Source organism: Pseudovibrio sp. Ad5 (assembly GCF_001623095.1).
GTDB lineage: Bacteria > Pseudomonadota > Alphaproteobacteria > Rhizobiales > Stappiaceae > Pseudovibrio.
In genome coordinates this window covers 369,978-385,397 of the sequence record NZ_LMCH01000066.1, presented here as the reverse complement: position 1 = coordinate 385,397, position 15,420 = coordinate 369,978, and the positions used below count along the sequence as shown (strand labels likewise).

16 protein-coding genes are annotated in these 15,420 nt (G+C 50.9%); all 16 read left to right on the top strand.

From position 1 onward, the window contains the following. Positions 1–5 precede the first annotated feature (5 nt). Positions 6–500, top strand: coding sequence for a universal stress protein (locus tag PsAD5_RS26895; protein ID WP_057463249.1), 495 nt, complete (start codon positions 6–8; stop codon positions 498–500). 116 nt (positions 501–616) lie between these two features. Further along, on the top strand, positions 617–1,177 hold the full coding sequence (locus PsAD5_RS26890; protein ID WP_057463082.1) for a NifU family protein: 561 nt from the start codon (positions 617–619) through the stop codon (positions 1,175–1,177). A 131-nt stretch (positions 1,178–1,308) separates the two neighbouring features. Then, a complete protein-coding gene (gene tsaB / locus PsAD5_RS26885; RefSeq protein ID WP_063294313.1) occupies positions 1,309–1,989 on the top strand; it encodes a tRNA (adenosine(37)-N6)-threonylcarbamoyltransferase complex dimerization subunit type 1 TsaB in 681 nt (226 codons plus the stop codon). Continuing rightward, entirely contained in the window at positions 1,986–2,471 is a 486-nt protein-coding gene (gene rimI / locus PsAD5_RS26880) for a ribosomal protein S18-alanine N-acetyltransferase (protein WP_063294312.1), read from the top strand. Before tsaB ends, rimI begins: the two co-directional genes overlap by 4 nt. A gap of 149 nt (positions 2,472–2,620) precedes the next feature. Next, positions 2,621–3,046 (top strand): Fur family transcriptional regulator, encoded by a 426-nt coding sequence (locus tag PsAD5_RS26875; protein WP_057463079.1) that lies wholly within the window; start codon positions 2,621–2,623, stop codon positions 3,044–3,046. A gap of 90 nt (positions 3,047–3,136) precedes the next feature. Beyond that, positions 3,137–3,871 carry a lysophospholipid acyltransferase family protein gene (locus tag PsAD5_RS26870; protein ID WP_082831053.1) on the top strand — a complete coding sequence of 245 codons (735 nt, stop codon included), beginning with the start codon at positions 3,137–3,139 and terminating at the stop codon, positions 3,869–3,871. A 157-nt stretch (positions 3,872–4,028) separates the two neighbouring features. Further along, positions 4,029–5,441, top strand: coding sequence for a tRNA (N6-isopentenyl adenosine(37)-C2)-methylthiotransferase MiaB (gene miaB, locus PsAD5_RS26865; protein ID WP_063294310.1), 1,413 nt, complete (start codon positions 4,029–4,031; stop codon positions 5,439–5,441). Positions 5,442–5,531: 90 nt separating this feature from the next. Further along, positions 5,532–6,596, top strand: a complete 1,065-nt coding sequence (locus PsAD5_RS26860; protein ID WP_193778175.1) for a PhoH family protein — start codon at positions 5,532–5,534, stop codon at positions 6,594–6,596. Beyond that, on the top strand, positions 6,593–7,099 hold the full coding sequence (gene ybeY, locus PsAD5_RS26855; RefSeq protein ID WP_063294309.1) for an rRNA maturation RNase YbeY: 507 nt from the start codon (positions 6,593–6,595) through the stop codon (positions 7,097–7,099). Before PsAD5_RS26860 ends, ybeY begins: the two co-directional genes overlap by 4 nt. Positions 7,100–7,141: 42 nt before the next feature. Further along, positions 7,142–8,293, top strand: coding sequence for a hemolysin family protein (locus tag PsAD5_RS26850; RefSeq protein WP_082830462.1), 1,152 nt, complete (start codon positions 7,142–7,144; stop codon positions 8,291–8,293). A gap of 45 nt (positions 8,294–8,338) precedes the next feature. Then, complete coding sequence (gene lnt / locus PsAD5_RS26845) at positions 8,339–9,949, top strand: apolipoprotein N-acyltransferase (protein WP_063294308.1); 1,611 nt, start codon at positions 8,339–8,341, stop codon at positions 9,947–9,949. A 240-nt stretch (positions 9,950–10,189) separates the two neighbouring features. Beyond that, entirely contained in the window at positions 10,190–10,597 is a 408-nt protein-coding gene (locus PsAD5_RS26840; protein WP_082596806.1) for a helix-turn-helix domain-containing protein, read from the top strand. 148 nt (positions 10,598–10,745) lie between these two features. Further along, positions 10,746–11,930: a methionine adenosyltransferase gene (metK, locus tag PsAD5_RS26835; protein WP_063294307.1), complete on the top strand. Its 1,185-nt coding sequence runs from the start codon at positions 10,746–10,748 to the stop codon at positions 11,928–11,930. Between the two features lie 66 nt (positions 11,931–11,996). Beyond that, the gene (gene trmB / locus PsAD5_RS26830; protein ID WP_057463072.1) at positions 11,997–12,698 is read left to right on the top strand and encodes a tRNA (guanosine(46)-N7)-methyltransferase TrmB; all 702 of its coding nucleotides are present in this window, start codon (positions 11,997–11,999) and stop codon (positions 12,696–12,698) included. A 243-nt stretch (positions 12,699–12,941) separates the two neighbouring features. After that, positions 12,942–13,532, top strand: a complete 591-nt coding sequence (gene rimP, locus PsAD5_RS26825; protein WP_063294306.1) for a ribosome maturation factor RimP — start codon at positions 12,942–12,944, stop codon at positions 13,530–13,532. A 118-nt stretch (positions 13,533–13,650) separates the two neighbouring features. After that, entirely contained in the window at positions 13,651–15,348 is a 1,698-nt protein-coding gene (nusA, locus tag PsAD5_RS26820; RefSeq protein ID WP_063294305.1) for a transcription termination factor NusA, read from the top strand. Positions 15,349–15,420 lie beyond the last annotated feature (72 nt).

Here is a 15,420-nt window from a genome sequence, read left to right as displayed (position 1 = left end):
CCGACATGGTAGCTATTCGCAAAAGTAATGAAGAAGGTCACGACCGAAAGTTTCTGGTTGTAGTCGATGACACTCCAGAATGTGGTCGAGCCATCGTTTATGCCTCAAAGCGTGCGGCCCGTACCGGCGGCGTCGTTCTCTTGCTCTTTGTCATTGCACCCGGAAACTTCCAGCATTGGCTAGGGGTTGAGGATATTATGCGCCAGGAAGCGCGTGATAATGCAGACACCATTTTAGCCAAAGCTGCCGAAAAGGTGAGAGCTGCTGCACGGACAGAGCCAGAGCTGGTTGTGCGCGAAGGTCACCAGTCAGATGAGATCATTGACCTGATTGAAGAAGATGCAGACATTGCGATTCTTGTATTGGCAGCAGGAACCAGCAAAGAAGGCCCAGGGCCTCTTGTTTCATCCATTGCGGGCAAATCGGCAGGAACATTCCCGATTCCGACGACCATCGTACCAGGTAATTTGGACGATGATGCACTAGATGCTCTTGCCTGATCAGGTTTACCTATCATATAGAACTTGAAAACAGTCATTGCTGAAGCGTTAAGTAGTGTAAACTGTGCTGCGACTGCTTGCGAAAGCTCTTTGGCATAAAAATCGGAAACAAAACCATGTTCATTCAGACCGAAGCGACACCAAATCCGGCAACTCTCAAGTTTTTGCCTGGCCGCGTAGTCTTGTCGGAAGGCACACGCGATTTTCGCTCGGCAGGAGAAGCCACAATATCGCCGCTGGCGGAGAAGCTTTTTACTATTCCAGGCGTTGTTGGCATCTTTTTTGGTCATGACTTTATCACCGTAACCAAGGATGAGACTGACTGGCAGCATATGCGCCCGGCCATTCTTGGTGCGATCATGGAAAACTTCATGGCCAACACCCCGATCCTGAAAGGTGAGGAAGCTGGTGATGGCGATACAGGAGAAGAGTTCTTCGACGCAGAAGACGAAGAAACCGTAACCATGATCAAAGAGCTCCTCGAGACCCGCGTACGCCCTGCAGTTGCTCAAGATGGTGGTGACATAACATTCAGGGGATATCGTGAGGGTATCGTTTATTTGAGCATGCGCGGCGCCTGTGCAGGTTGCCCATCCTCAACAGCGACACTGAGCCATGGCATTCAGAACCTGATGCGGCATTTCATCCCAGAAGTTCAAGAAGTTAGACAGATGTAGTTTCTGCTAATGTAAATCTTCTGAAACAGGGCAGCACCAGCTGCCCTTTTTGCTGCAAGGCCAAAAAATACTCCGGGTGTTAAACGAATTGGTTGCTCGACAACCAGCTGCCCTAACGATAAGCCGAACTTATGAAGTTGCTTGCTATTGATACCGCACTAAGTACCTGTGCTGCCGCCGTTTTAACCGATGAAGGCGGTACGCCGGATATTGTCTCCCAATGCGAAGATCTCGGACGGGGTCATGCCGAACGCATTATGGGCATGGTTGCGAGTGTCATGACGGACTCCTCGACAACGTTTAACTCACTGGACCGCATTGTTGTGAATGTTGGTCCGGGTAGTTTTACAGGTCTGCGTGTCGGTCTTTCCATTGCGCGTGGGTTTGGTCTCGTTCTCGAAAAGCCTGTTGTCTCGGTCACAACATTGGCTGCAATCGCACACGAGTCTTTGGACGCTGCTCCCGTCAGAAAACCAATTCTGGTGGTTCTCGATGCGCGTCGTAATGAAGTCTACTGCCAAAAGTTTGATGAAGCTGGCGCTCCGATTGGAGAGGCCCGCGTTTCAACCGTCAAGGACCTAGCACACAGTCTCGATGCTGAGACCATTCTGGCAGGCTCTGCTGCACAGGCTGTCGCCAATGCTGCAGGCGTAGATAAGTCTCGCGTTTGCAATGATGCCGCTGCTGCATCGATTGACTACATCGCAAAGCTCGGTAAAGGTGCAAAGCGTCAGGATAAAGCTCCGATGCCACTCTACCTTCGGGCTCCTGATGCTATTCCGGGTGAGAAAGGAAAGGTTCGTCGTCAATGAAGTCCTGGTGGACATCAGAAAAGCCGCCGGTTATCGAGCGCGCTGAGAAAGACGACCTGCCTAAACTGGCGAAACTTCATGCCGAGTGCTTCAAGCTGAATTGGGGTACAGCAGAACTTGCCGCAATCTTTGAGCAAAAAGGCGTTTTCTTCCTGTCTGCCCGCACATCTGGTGTGACTGGAATAGCCGATCTGGGCTTTGTCGTGATCCGTTCGATTGCAGGTGAGGCCGAAGTTTTGACTATTGCAGTCTCCCCGAAGCATCAAAAAAAGGGGATAGGGCGGAAACTTATGGAAGCCGCCATCTTCCAGCTTTACTCTGATCGTACCGAAGCACTGTTCTTGGAAGTGGATGATACGAACAGCTCCGCACTGAAGCTTTATAAAAACTTGGGCTTCAAGCAGGTTGGAGAAAGAAAAGCGTATTATGCGGCTAGCGAAGGCAGTGGAACAGCGCTTGTTATGCGTTGCGATCTCGTTTAAGCGACACTACGCATGTGAGATGAGGCTTTTAGCTCACGCTCAAACCGCGTAACAGTGAAACTGGTTCTTTTCTCTCACAGTTTTGAGGGCTAGGATACCAACGCAGACTGGAACTGTGGTGCCTGTGTGATTTTGAGGAATTGGGGCAAATGACGGCAGAAGAAAAAATGACGCTGATTGAAATGTGTGCTCATAAGGGTATGCGGATGACAGAACAGCGCCGCGTGATTGCTGATGTAATTCAGTCTGCTGAAGACCACCCAGATGTGGAAGAGCTTTACAGAAGAGCCTCCAAGATCGATCCGAAGATCTCTATCTCAACTGTTTACCGCACAGTGAAGCTTTTCGAAGATTCCGGTATCATTGAACGCCACGATTTCCGCGATGGCCGCTCCAGATACGAAACCGTTTCTGATGAACACCACGATCACCTGATTGATTTGCGCACGGGCGACGTGATTGAGTTCCGCAGCGAAGAAATCGAAAAAATGCAGGAAGAAGTCGCGCGTAAGCTGGGCTTCAAACTGGTTGATCATCGCCTGGAGCTCTACGGTATTCCGTTAGACGAAAAATAGGGGCCGTGCATGGCAACTGTCAGAGCAATTTGCATACTTGCCGCACTAATACTCTTAACGCTAACCCTCGTTCCCCCTCAGTGGGTCGCAATGAAGTTAGGTTGGCCCATTCAGCGGCAAATCCCTCTGCTCTGGCATAAAATCGCGTCTCGTCTGATTGGACTGCGCATCCAGCAGCATGGGGAAATGGCGTTGGAACGCCCTCTTCTTGTAGCGTCCAATCATTGCTCCTGGCTGGATATTGTCGTTATCGGATGCACCAAGCCACTGAGCTTTATCGCTAAGTCTGAAGTTGCTGGATGGCCGATATTTGGTCAGTTTGCTAAGCTTCAACGGACAGTCTTTGTCAATCGACAGCGCAGAACTGATACCGGTCGTGTCGCTAAAGAAGTCGCTAAGCGCATGGCTCAAGGCGATGCGATGGTGTTGTTTGCCGAAGGCACATCCAGCAATGGCAATGAAGTACTGCCATTCAGATCTGCACTGGTTGGTGCCGTTCATCACGCAATGAATGTCGGTGAAAAAGATGTTGCTTATGTGCAGCCACTCTCAATTGCCTATACGCGCCTGCAAGGCATGCCAATGGGACGTTTCTGGCGCGCTCATGTTGCCTGGTACGGCGATATGGAACTCGCTGGCCATCTCTGGTCTGTCATCAAAGAAGGCGGATTAGATGTTGATTTGACATGGGGAACTCCCGTTCCTATCGAAAAAGCAACTAATCGCAAACGCTTAACGCGCGATTTGGAAGAGCAGGTCAGAGGGATGACCATAGAAGCATTGCAGGGAAATGGTCCCAAACAAGAAGAGCGGGCTCAAACCTGATCAAGACAAGGCTTCTCTTTCGGCGTAAAACAGAGTAAAGCTCTCCAAAATTCTGAAAATGACGAGCTGGCGTTGCTGATGAAACAGGCAGGTGCGCTCGAATTGCTGGGCATTAGAAAAAGAAGATACTCCGGCAGCAGATCCACTTGAGGATTTAATGGATAACCTAGTAGAAAACGAAAACCAGAGCCAATCCGAAAACACTGCGGAGGCGCTCGACAAAACCGAAGCGACCCGTAAGGTTTTCATCAAGACCTATGGCTGTCAGATGAACGTCTACGACTCCGATCGTATGAACGACGCGCTGAGCAACGATGGTTACGTTAAAACAGAAAATCCGGATGATGCGGATCTGGTTATCCTGAACACCTGCCACATTCGCGAGAAGGCGGCAGAAAAGGTCTACTCTGAACTTGGCCGAATCCGTAAGTTGAAAGAAGCGAAAGCTAAAGACGGCAAGCAGATGATGGTGTCTGTCGCTGGCTGTGTCGCTCAGGCTGAAGGTGCGGAGATTTCCCGCCGAGCGCCTATTGTTGACCTTGTTGTTGGCCCGCAGTCTTACCACCGCCTTCCAGAGCTGTTGAACCGTGCATCGAACGGATCAAAGGTCGTTGAGACAGAGTTTGATATTCAGGAAAAATTCAAGCACCTCGCGACACCTTCCAAGGAAGCAGTACGCAAGCGTGGTGTCACAGCATTTGTGACCGTTCAGGAAGGCTGCGATAAGTTCTGTACCTTCTGTGTGGTGCCTTACACTCGCGGTGCTGAAGTCTCCCGTAAGGTAGAGCAGATTGTCATGGAAACCGAGCGCTTGGCAGCTGCTGGTGTCCGTGAAGTGACCTTGCTCGGCCAGAACGTCAACGCATGGCACGGTGAAGGTCCAGATGGCCGTGAATGGGGCCTTGGTGAACTTCTGTTCCGCTTGGCAAAGATCGACGGCATTGAACGTCTGCGCTACACCACGTCCCATCCAAGGGATATGGAAGACAGCCTGATTGCAGCTCATCGCGATCTTGATATTCTAATGCCTTATCTGCATTTGCCAGTTCAGTCTGGATCTGATGCGATCCTGAAGGCAATGAACCGCAAACACACCCGTGATGACTACTTCCGTCTGATCGACCGCATTCGCGAAGCGCGTGATGATATCGCACTCTCCGGCGACTTTATCGTTGGTTTCCCGGGTGAGACTGATCAGGATCACAAAGACACTCTGGATCTGATCCGCCGCGTCACCTATGGCTCTGCATTCTCCTTCAAATACAGCCCGCGTCCGGGTACTCCGGGTGCAACACTGGAAGAGCAGATCGACGAGCAGGTGAAGTCCGAGCGTCTGGCTGAGTTGCAAGACCTGCTTAGCACCCAGCAAAAAGACTTCAATGCGTCATTGATTGGCAAAACAATTGATGTACTGTTTGAGAAGGAAGGCCGCAGAGAAGGTCAACTTGCAGGTCGTTCACCTTGGCTCCAGCCAGTTCATGTAAATGCGCCGTTGGACCTGTATGGTGAAATTAGATCAGTAGAAATTGTCGCTGCCAGCGCAAATAGTCTGGAAGGCCGCCTTGTTTAGGTGCATGATGCTCCCAGATTCTCGCGTAAAAGCGAACGGAGGCATTATTTGAAGGGCAGAGCCCAGACAACGTCCGCTTCAAGGACGGCCATGCGCCCCATAGCGGCATCAGATATGATGCATGTGGTATTGGCATTCGGAGACAATAGGCTTGTGAGCGATCTGTTCGGTCAGTTCGACCAGAACCTTGCGCTGATTGAACAGCGGTTGGGTGTTGAGGCAGTTGCACACGGCAATCAGGTCACCATTCGCGGCAATAAAACGTCAACAGAGCAGGCTAAGCTTGCTCTGGAGTCGCTTTATACGCGTCTTCAGGGTGGTCACGACATCACACCTGGCGATGTTGATGGCGCAATCCGTCTGGCAGAAGTCGCTGAAGCGCAGCTTTCTCTGCCAACGATGGAACCCAAGTCTCGTATGGCATTTGCGCAGATCGCCACGCGCCGCAAAACATTGGTCGCCAGAACAGCCGCTCAGGATGCTTATGTCCGGGCAATGGACCGTTCTGACCTTACCTTTGGCGTTGGCCCTGCTGGTACAGGTAAAACCTTCCTTGCGGTTGCATACGCAGCTGCATTGCTGGAGCGTGGTGAGATTGATCGGATGATCCTGTCCCGCCCAGCTGTTGAAGCTGGCGAACGTCTCGGTTTCTTGCCGGGCGACATGAAGGATAAGGTCGACCCGTATTTGCGCCCGCTTTACGATGGTCTCAATGAGATGATGGCACCGGAAAAGCTGGAACGCGGCTTGGAAAGTGGCATGATTGAAGTCGCACCCCTCGCATTCATGCGTGGTCGTACGCTCTCCAACGCGATCGTTATTCTCGATGAAGCCCAGAATACGACGACGATGCAGATGAAGATGTTCCTGACGCGCTTGGGTGAAAACTCCAAGATGATCGTGACAGGAGATCCGAGTCAGGTCGACTTGCCTCCGGGCCAGATGTCCGGCTTACGTGAAGCCTTGAAAATTCTGAGTGGCGTCGAAGGTATCTCTCGCGTGGATTTCACAGAGAGCGATGTTGTTCGTCATGAGCTGGTGGCACGTATCGTAGGCGCTTACGACAATGATAGTCGCCGCCGGTTGGAAGCCAAAGAACGTAGGCAAGCTGAAGAGGCTGCCAAGGCAAATGAAGAGCAAGGCTCCCAGGAATGAACACAGCTTGCCCGGTACACATCGACCTGCTGATTGAAGCAGGCGATTGGGAGAGTGAAGAACTATTGGAAGCGATTGCTGAAAAAGCAATCGCCGCCGCTTTTGAAACAAGTGAGCTGAGTGTAATAGAAAACACAGAAGTTTCTCTTGTCTTCACCGATGATGCCCATATTCAGGAACTGAATAAGATGTGGCGCGAGAAGGACAAGCCAACGAACGTCTTGTCTTTTCCGGGAGACGATAGCGAAGAGCCGCCATTCGGCCCGCTATTAGGTGATATTATTATTGCAAAAGAGACGGTAAAGCGCGAAGCTATAGAGCTTGAAATTCCATTTGAACACCATCTGATTCATCTTATTGTTCATGGAACCCTTCATCTTTTTGGATATGATCACCAGATAGATGAGGAAGCGGAAGAAATGGAAGCGGAAGAACGCCTGATTTTGGCGAGCCTACAAATCCCCGATCCATACAAAGATGCGCCATTATCGGCAGATAAATAACCCCTGGTATTCACGGTGAGTACAGGGAACAACGAGAGAGAGATGAGCCCGGAACCTCGAAGTACAGAAGGTGCAAGCACCTCCGCTCAGGCCGAAACTGCAGAGCCTGCAAGTAGTACCGGCACAGCTGTTGCCGAAGATACCTCTGAGCCACAAGCGATGAAGCCTGGTGTCCTGACCAGGCTGAAATCAAAACTGAACCCGTTTAGAGGTTTCCGAAGAAGCGCGGCTGTTTCATTGCGCGAAGATTTGGAAGATGAACTCGCCCGCGATAGTGAAGGTGCTGATGCTGCTTTCACGAAGGAAGAGCGCGAGTTGCTGACAAACATCCTCCAAATGCGCGAATCTCGAGTTGAAGATGTCATGATCCCACGTGCTGATATTGAGGCCGTGGAAGATACAACGACAATTGGTCAGGTGATGGCCTTGTTTAGGGCGTCCGGCCACTCTCGCATGCCTGTTTATCACGACAATCTGGATGATCCGCGAGGCATGGTCCACATCAAGGACTTGATGTCCTACTTCGTCGAGCTGGCTGTAAAAGCCAAGAAGACCGATGTGCCTTTGACCTTGGTGAAACCAGAAAAGAACTCCTCCGAGAAATCGACAGAAGAAAAGTCGCTGCTCGATTTGTCTTGTGTTGATCTCTCAACACCGTTGAACGCGACAGGCCTGATCCGGCCTCTGCACTTTGTGCCTCCATCCATGTCTTCCTCTGACTTGATGAAGAAGATGCAGGTAACCCGTGTGCAGATGGCGCTTGTGATCGATGAATACGGCGGAACTGACGGCCTCGTGTCACTTGAGGACATCGTTGAGACAGTGGTCGGCGACATTGAAGATGAGCATGATAAGGACGAAGAAGAACTTATCATGAATGTCAGCCCAGGTGTTTGGGTAGTTGACCCTCGAATTGATCTGGAAGACCTTCAAAAAGAGCTCGGAGCGGATTTCAAGCTCGTCGAAGAGCAGACGGAAGAAGTGGACACGCTTGGTGGTCTGCTGTTCTCTATTCTGGACAGGGTTCCGGTTCGTGGTGAGTTGATCATAGATAAGACCTTGCCAGCTTTCGAGTTCGAAGTAATTGATGCTGACTTGCGCCGCATCAAGCGCCTTCGTATTTCCAAGCGCCGGGTTGATCAGCGCGCGGCAGTTCAGAGAATACGCCCACGCAGGCCGGAAGCTGCAGAATAAGCAGTACAAAATTGAATTTTTACCTATGACATTCGGGAGTGGGGAATGGTCTCTGCCATTGATAAGTCTCGAACTCTGATAAGCAGTCTTCGGGAATTATCAGGGTGGAGACGCGGACTTCTTGCTTTTGCAGGGGGAATAGCATCTGCCTTTGCGTTCCCTCCCTACGGTGCCTTTCCCATCCTTTGGGTGACGCTGCCACTATTGATCCTTCTGCTTGATGGAGCAAAGGACCAGACCGTAGATCACCGTAAAACCCGCTTTTTTGCGTTCTTTCGTGTTTCCTGGGCGTTTTTCTTCGGGTTCTTCCTGATCGGATTGTTCTGGATTGCCGAAGCGTTTCTCGTCGACGCTAAGAGCTACGCTTGGATGATCCCTTTCGCGCTGGTCATACTGCCCGGTGGTCTTGCATTGATCCCGTCATTGGTGCTGAGCGGGGCTTCCTTATTCTGGACGCATGGGGTCTCTCGTATTCTGCTTTTTGTGATTGCTTTGGCTCTTTCCAACTGGCTGCGTGGACACATGCTCACAGGCTTTCCATGGAATGTGTGGGGCTATGCCTTTGCCGAAAACCTGACGCTGATGCAGAGCTTCTCTGCCTTGGGAATTTACGGTGTCGGTTTTCTTGTGTTGTTCCTGTTTTCGATGCCTGTTGCGCTGATTGACCAGAGGCGTAAGGTTGCTGCTGCCTATATCTCCGCGTGTGTGCTGGTATGGGCCGGCGTGGTTGCATACGGAACGAATAGGTTGCAGGCTCCTCAACAGGCGGTTGAAGGGCTTCAGGTGCTGGTAATACAACCCAATGTACCTCAAGCGGACAAGTGGAAGCCCGAGAACAGACAAAGACTTCTACCGCTCTATCTTCAGCAAACACAGCAGGCGCTTTCCGAGCTGAAACTGGATACCGAGACCCTCATCTTCTGGCCTGAATCAGCTTTTCCATTCCTGCTGGATGAGGAACCAGGGGCTCTGGAGGCCATCGGAGCCACGCTTCCCCAAAATACTATGTTGATTACAGGTGGTATTCGCCGCGAACTGTCCGAGAACGGGAATCTCTTTTTTAACAGTACTTTTGTTGTGTCGGACGAAGGTGCACTCATAGATATCTATGACAAAGTGCGGCTGGTTCCGTTCGGGGAATATTTGCCAAAGCGCTGGCTTCTACAATCCATTGGTGTGGAGCGCCTTGTTCCGGCTCCAGCAGATTTTACTGCAGGGACGCGGCACAAAAAAATAGATTTAAAAAATTCACTTAGTTTCCAGCCCCTGATTTGTTATGAGGCAATCTTCCCGCAAACTGTTCTGCCTGTATCTGAGCGACCTAACTTGCTCGTAAATCTAACGAATGACGGATGGTTTGGCGAAACAGCAGGTCCATACCAACATTTGGCACAGGCAAGAGTTAGAGCAGTTGAACAAGGCGTGCCGTTGGTGCGAGCTGCAAATACTGGTATTTCCAGTCTAGTAGATTCCAATGGTAGAATACTCGCAGAAGTTGTTCTAAATAAAAAAGGTAGTTTCAATGGTGAATTGCCTAAAATACTAAGACCCACGCCTTACGTGAGGGTGGGTGATTCAATTTTTTGGGGAATTATTCTAGTAGTTGTTAGTCTCCTATTGGTGATGGAGAAATTATTACCTACCCGTAGAGATTGACGAATGCACGCAAATGTCGTCATCTAATACACGTAAAGGTTTTCGTCTGGATCGTCAGATTTGGCCTCAAAAAAACCTTATGGGCCTGCCACCGATGCCTCTGTCAGAGGTTGTTTTGGCAATAGTCGAAATGCAGGTTTGATGAATTGCGTTCTTGCGAGAGTTGCTGAAATGCGCTCTCGTTTAAATAAAAACCCACGGTAAGGCACCGTAAAAAACCAAAGAAGAGGGCCTTTGATAATGCCCAGCAAAAAAGCACCAAACCCTATCGATATTCATGTCGGCAGCCGTGTACGTTTGCGCCGCATGATGCTTGGCATGAGTCAGGAAAAACTTGGCGAAAGCCTTGGTATTACATTCCAGCAAATCCAGAAGTATGAAAAAGGGACCAACCGGATTGGTGCAAGCCGCTTGCAGCACATTGCGACCATTCTGAAAGTGCCTGTCGCCTTTTTCTTCGAAGATGCTCCGGGAACCCCGGATGAGACGCCTGGTGTTGGTGATAATCCACAAACCACATACGTCGTCGACTTTTTGTCATCTTCTGATGGTTTAGCTCTCAACAAGGCTTTCGTTCGCATAGAAAACCCGAAAGTTCGCAAAAAGGTTGTAGAGCTCGTCAAGAGTCTTGCTGGGGATGAAGATTAAGTTTGTGATCCGTAAAATTTCGCAATTCTCCGGCAATTTTGATCTAAATCTCTTGACGTAATCGACATTCCTTGTTTGATGTAACACCAGAAGCGACGGATATGCCGTCGCTTCAATTATATTTTTCTTCCCAGAAGGACGTTTGCCAATGGCTCGTCAGAACTACGTGTTCACGTCGGAATCGGTTTCAGAAGGCCATCCCGACAAAGTCTGCGATCGCGTTTCAGATACGATCGTAGACGCATTTCTAAAGGAAATGCCAGAAGCCCGTGTAGCGTGTGAAACGCTTGCAACAACAAATAAGCTTGTTATTGCAGGTGAGACCCGCGGCCCGGCCTCTCTCACAAAAGAATATTTGGCTCACATTGCCCGCCTTGCTGTAAAGGATATCGGGTATGAGCAAGCCGGCTTTAATTGGAAAGACCTGGAGGTTCAGGTTCTTTTGCATGGCCAGTCCGCTGATATTGCTCAGGGCGTAGACGCTGCTGACAATAAGGACGAAGGCGCCGGCGATCAGGGCATTATGTTTGGTTACGCATGTCGCGAAACTGAAGAGTTGATGCCTGCTCCAATCTTATACTCCCATAAGATCCTGCGTTTGCTGGCAGATGCTCGCAAATCTGGCAACGAGCCGATGCTTGGTCCAGATGCGAAGAGCCAGGTTTCCATTCGCTATGAGGATGGTAAGCCGGTAGAGGCAACGTCCATCGTGCTGTCCACTCAGCATCTGGATGAAACCATGACCTCTGACGATGTGCGTGCTGTTGTCGAACCGTACATCCGCGCAGCATTGCCGGGTGACTGGGTGACCAGCAACACCATCTGGCACATCAACCCAACCGGCAAGTTCGTTATCGGTGGTCCTGATGGCGATTGTGGTCTCACAGGTCGTAAGATCATCGTGGATACATACGGTGGCGCAGCTCCACACGGTGGCGGTGCGTTCTCGGGTAAAGATCCAACCAAGGTTGACCGCTCTGCCGCATATGCTGCTCGCTATCTCGCGAAAAACGTTGTGGCCGCTGATTTGGCAGACAAGTGTACCATTCAGCTGGCTTATGCGATTGGTATCGCTGAACCGCAATCTGTCTTCGTCAATCTGCATGGTACAGGCCGTGTTGAAGGCGAGCGCGTTGAAGCTGCAATCCGTGAAGTCATGAGCTTGACCCCACGCGGTATTCGCGAGCACCTCAATTTGAACAAGCCAATCTACGCACGTACAGCAGCCTACGGCCACTTTGGCCGCGAAGCTGAAGGTGATGGTGGTTTCTCTTGGGAGAAAATCGACCTTGTCCATAACCTACGTGATGCTGTAGAGAAAGCCTACGCTTAACCTCTAACGCTAGAGAATGAACAGCTGGCCGGGGCGACCTCTGGCCAGCTTGTGTTTATGAGAACGATGGTAGATCACTACAAAGGCTCTTTTTTCGGCCGCCGCGTCGGAAAACCAGCAAGTCCGCGACAATCGCAGCTGCTTCAGGATGTTATGCCACAAGTGGCGTTGGACCTGACACAAACACCTCCAGAAAATCTGGCAGAGTTATTCCCCGTCCCAGTAAAGAGCGTTTGTCTTGAAATTGGCTTTGGGGGATCTGAGCACCTAATTCATCGCGCCAGAGAAAATCCTGAAATCGGATTTATCGGGTGTGAGCCGTTTAGCTCTGGCATTATCAAGGCTGTCTCCAGCATTGAAGAGCATGGTCTCAAGAATATCCGTTTGTTTGATGATGACGCGGGTAAGTTGCTCGACTGGCTTCCGGCTGCATCATTGGATATGGCTTATCAGCTTTACCCAGATCCATGGCCAAAGAAGAAGCATTGGAAGCGTCGCTTTGTGAACCAGATCAATCTGACGCGCATTGCACGTGCTCTAAAGCCGGGCTGTGAATATCGATTTGCCAGCGATATCGACACCTATGTGGATTGGACGCTGTCCCATTGTCGCAGGCATCCGGCTTTTGAGTGGAGTGCCGAATGTGCTTCTGACTGGCGTACACCATGGAGCAATTGGCCAGGTACGCGGTACGAACGCAAGGCACACCGTGAAGGTAGAATTGGCCGTTACCTGACATTTTTACGGGTTCAAGAGACGAAAACCTAAAGGGGACTCGCTTTTGTCTGCGCTCATCTTTGATTTTCTGTTGCATACAGTGGTCAAATGACTATATTGCAGAGCAAGAGTTCTCTATCGGCTCAGTTAAGAGCATTGAGGAGTGGGCCCCGAAAGGACCCGCTCTTTTTTATTAGCTAAGTCGGTAGTGATGCCTGACTGTCGAAATTCAGGTATCCGAAATAACTGCCAAAGACACTAAGCATGTCTTTGCATTAAGACGATAGGTACCAAGTGGACGAAACCGATCCCCGGATTATAAAGGAAAAGGGCCTAGAAGCCCGCGTAGCTGAAATTGTCGAGCCGGTCGTTGCTGATCTGGGCTATCGGCTGGTGCGCATCCGTGTAAACGGAAACAATGGCTGCACCCTTCAAATCATGGCAGAGCGCCCGGATGGGACGATGGCTGTTGAAGATTGTGAAGAAATCAGCCACGCAGTTTCCCCGGCGCTGGATGTGGACGATCCAATCTCTGGTGCCTACCATCTCGAAATTTCATCTCCAGGTATTGACCGCCCGCTCGTTCGCGCAGGTGACTTCGAGCGCTGGGTCGGACATGTTGCGAAAATCGAAATGTCTGTGCCGCAAGCTGGGCGTAAGAGATATCGTGGACACATCATCGGTGTGGAAGATGGATGCGCGCTTATCAGAATGACCGATGTACAGGAAGGTCAGGATGAGGCAGCTCGTCTTCCGTTGGATGAGATTGGGTCAGCCGTATTGGTTTTGACTGATGAACTGGTCGATGCGGCATTGAAAGCCGATAAAGCCGCAAAAGCAGCCCGTGGGGAGCCTACGGACGACGACAGTTACCTCAATCACTGATTAGCTGTTCTTGTTGCGCAATGGGTTATGGGCGGTTCCGGTTTTAAAGAGCCACCCTTTTGTTTTGATGTTCCTGCTGGTGTGAAGGAAGGCAGGGCGTGGAAGGAGTTGACGAGGAATGGCTATCAGCGCAAACCGTTTGGAGCTGCTGCAGATCGCTGAAGCGGTCGCCCGCGAAAAGTCGATCGACCGTAGCATTGTGATTGCTGCTCTTGAGGATGCAATCCAAAAAGCCGCTCGCTCCCGTTATGGCACCGAGACTGAAGTTCGTGCCGAGATTAATCCGAAAACCGGTGAAATCCGCCTTCAGCGTTTGCTGCAGGTCGTTGATGTTGTCGAGAACATCTCAACTGAAATTGCTCTGGTTGATGCGCAGGAGCGCAACCCGGATGCAACAGTCGGCGATTTCATGGCAGATCCATTGCCACCGCTCGACTTCGGACGTATCGCTGCTCAGTCCGCTAAGCAGGTCATCGTTCAGAAGGTCCGCGAAGCTGAGCGTGATCAGCAGTACGATGAGTTTAAAGACCGTATTGGTGAAGTGCTCAACGCTGTTGTGAAGCGCGTTGAATATGGCAATGTTGTTGTCGACACCGGTAAGGGTGAAGCAATCGTTCGTCGTGACGAACTGATCCCGCGCGAAATCTTCCGCAATGGTGATCGTATTCGTGCGCTGATCTTTGATGTGCGCCGCGAACAGCGTGGTCCACAGGTCTTCCTGTCTCGTACACACCCTCAGTTCATGGCAAAACTGTTCGCGCAGGAAGTGCCGGAAATCTATGACGGCGTTATCGAGATCAAGGCTGTTGCCCGTGATCCAGGCTCCCGCGCTAAGATCGCAGTCCTGTCTAACGACAGTTCTATTGATCCGGTTGGCGCGTGTGTTGGTATGCGTGGTTCCCGTGTTCAGGCAGTTGTTGGTGAGCTTCAGGGTGAGAAAATCGACATCATTCCTTGGAATGATGATGCGGCAACCTTCATCGTAAATGCACTTCAGCCTGCTGAAGTTGCTAAGGTTGTTCTCGACGAAGACTCCGAGCGCATCGAAGTTGTTGTTCCTAACGATCAGCTGTCTCTGGCAATTGGTCGCCGCGGTCAGAACGTACGTCTTGCTTCTCAGCTCACCGGCTGGGGCATCGACATTATGACAGAAGCGGAAGAGTCCGAGCGTCGCCAGAAGGAATTCCAGGTTCGTTCCGATCTCTTCCAGAATACCTTGAATGTTGACGAGATGGTTTCTCAGCTTCTCGCATCAGAAGGCTTTACTTCTGTGGAAGAAGTCGCGTACGTTGACCTCGACGAAATCTCGTCCATTGAAGGCTTCGACGAAGAAACAGCCGACGAAATCCAAGCTCGTGCACGTGAGTACCTGGAAGAGCAGGAAGCGAAACTCGCAGAAGAGCGTCGTCAGCTTGGTGTTTCTGATGAGCTGGTTCAGGTCCCAGGTCTTACATCCGCAATGCTTGTTGCATTGGGTAAAGACGAAATCAAAACCATGGAAGACCTCGCAGGCTGTGCAGCTGACGACCTTGTTGGCTGGACGGAACGCAAGGATAAAGAAACCATTCGCGTGGAAGGTACTCTGAGCAGTTTCGATCTGTCTCGTGCTGATGCGGAAGCTGTCGTGATGTCAGCGCGTGTTGCTGCTGGATGGATCTCTGCGGAAGACCTTGTGGAAGTCTCTGAAGAAGAGCTGGAAGTCGAAGAAGAAGACTTCGAAGGCGAAACATTTGAAGAGACTGTGGTTGACGCCGACGAGGAATTGGCGCAAGAGAACGGTGCAGAAGACGCAAAAGGCGAGCAGTCCTCTGAATAATCTGTAGCCGCTTGACTGCAGAAAAAAGTTTTATACGGGGGTGTGTTGAAGTTGCAGCAAAAGGCTGCGGGT

Bases quoted from the DNA above. Each gene is read 5' to 3' on its own strand.
- metK (WP_063294307.1), top strand. From the start codon at position 10,746: ATGGCTCGTCAGAACTACGTGTTCACGTCGGAATCGGTTTCAGAAGGC.
- ybeY (WP_063294309.1), top strand. From the start codon at position 6,593: ATGAACACAGCTTGCCCGGTACACATCGACCTGCTGATTGAAGCAGGC.
- rimI (WP_063294312.1), top strand. From the start codon at position 1,986: ATGAAGTCCTGGTGGACATCAGAAAAGCCGCCGGTTATCGAGCGCGCT.
- lnt (WP_063294308.1), top strand. From the start codon at position 8,339: ATGGTCTCTGCCATTGATAAGTCTCGAACTCTGATAAGCAGTCTTCGG.
- miaB (WP_063294310.1), top strand. From the start codon at position 4,029: ATGGATAACCTAGTAGAAAACGAAAACCAGAGCCAATCCGAAAACACT.
- PsAD5_RS26850 (WP_082830462.1), top strand. From the start codon at position 7,142: ATGAGCCCGGAACCTCGAAGTACAGAAGGTGCAAGCACCTCCGCTCAG.
- PsAD5_RS26870 (WP_082831053.1), top strand. From the start codon at position 3,137: ATGAAGTTAGGTTGGCCCATTCAGCGGCAAATCCCTCTGCTCTGGCAT.
- nusA (WP_063294305.1), top strand. From the start codon at position 13,651: ATGGCTATCAGCGCAAACCGTTTGGAGCTGCTGCAGATCGCTGAAGCG.
- tsaB (WP_063294313.1), top strand. From the start codon at position 1,309: ATGAAGTTGCTTGCTATTGATACCGCACTAAGTACCTGTGCTGCCGCC.
- trmB (WP_057463072.1), top strand. From the start codon at position 11,997: ATGGTAGATCACTACAAAGGCTCTTTTTTCGGCCGCCGCGTCGGAAAA.
- PsAD5_RS26860 (WP_193778175.1), top strand. From the start codon at position 5,532: ATGCGCCCCATAGCGGCATCAGATATGATGCATGTGGTATTGGCATTC.
- PsAD5_RS26890 (WP_057463082.1), top strand. From the start codon at position 617: ATGTTCATTCAGACCGAAGCGACACCAAATCCGGCAACTCTCAAGTTT.
- PsAD5_RS26895 (WP_057463249.1), top strand. From the start codon at position 6: ATGGTAGCTATTCGCAAAAGTAATGAAGAAGGTCACGACCGAAAGTTT.
- PsAD5_RS26875 (WP_057463079.1), top strand. From the start codon at position 2,621: ATGACGGCAGAAGAAAAAATGACGCTGATTGAAATGTGTGCTCATAAG.
- PsAD5_RS26840 (WP_082596806.1), top strand. From the start codon at position 10,190: ATGCCCAGCAAAAAAGCACCAAACCCTATCGATATTCATGTCGGCAGC.